Origin of the sequence: Bacillus gaemokensis (genome assembly GCF_001590835.1) — a bacterium.
Taxonomy (GTDB): Bacteria; Bacillota; Bacilli; order Bacillales; family Bacillaceae_G; genus Bacillus_A; species Bacillus_A gaemokensis.
Genome location: NZ_LTAQ01000020.1, coordinates 35,421 through 36,434 on the forward strand (window position 1 = coordinate 35,421; position 1,014 = coordinate 36,434).

2 pseudogenes are annotated in these 1,014 nt (G+C 50.3%); both read left to right on the forward strand.

Features of this window, described 5'->3' with window-relative positions:
* Window positions 1-277: pseudogene (locus tag AZF08_RS30510) on the forward strand (hypothetical protein); the annotation flags it as partial.
* Window positions 237-1,014, forward strand: a pseudogene (locus AZF08_RS16650) (hypothetical protein); the annotation flags it as partial. The pseudogenes AZF08_RS30510 and AZF08_RS16650, both read left to right, overlap by 41 nt.

Sequence of the window (1,014 nt, forward strand, 5' to 3'; positions counted from 1 at the left end):
ACCAGTTGCGCCAATCGAAAATGAAGTACCAAATTCAGAAGTGGCCGCTGGGCCAATGTCAACACCAGTAACACCAGTTGCGCCAATCGAAAATGAAGTATCAAATTCAGAAGTGGCCGCCGGGCCAATGTCAACACCAGTAACACCAGTTGCGCCAATCGAAAATGAAGTACCAAATTCAGAAGTGGCCGCTGGGCCAATGTCAACACCAGTAACACCAAGTGGCCGCTGGGCCAATGTCAACACCAGTAACACCAGTTGCGCCAATCGAAAATGAAGTACCAAATTCAGAAGTGGCCGCTGGGCCAACAACAACACCGGTAACGCCAGCTGCACCAATTCATAACGAAGTACCAGGTCAAGAAGTAGCCGCTGGGCCAACAACAACACCGGTAACGCCAGCTGCACCAATTCATAACGAAGTACCAGGTCAAGAAGTAGCTGCTGGGCCAACAACAACACCGGTAACGCCAGCTGCACCAATTCATAACGAAGTACCAGGTCAAGAAGTAGCCGCTGGGCCAACGACAACACCAGCTGCACCGATTCATAACGAAGTACCAGGTCAAGAAGTAGCTGCTGGGCCAACGACAACACCAGCTGCACCAATTTATAATGAAGTACCAAATCAAGAAGTAGCTGCTGGGCCAACAACAACGCCGGTAACACCAGCTGCACCAATTTATAATGAAGTACCAAATCAAGAAGTAGCCGCTGGGCCAACAACAACGCCGGTAACACCAGCTGCACCAATTCATAATGAAGTGCCAAATCAAGAAGTAGCCGTTGGGCCAACAACAACGCCGGTAACACCAGCTGCACCAATTCATAACGAAGTACCAGGTCAAGAAGTAGCCGCTGGGCCAACGACAACACCGGTAACACCAGCTGCACCAATTCATAATGAAGTGCCAAATCAAGAAGTAGCCGCTGGGCCAACAACAACGCCGGTAACACCAGCTGCACCAATTCATAACGAAGTACCAGGTCAAGAAGTAGCCGCTGGGCCAACAA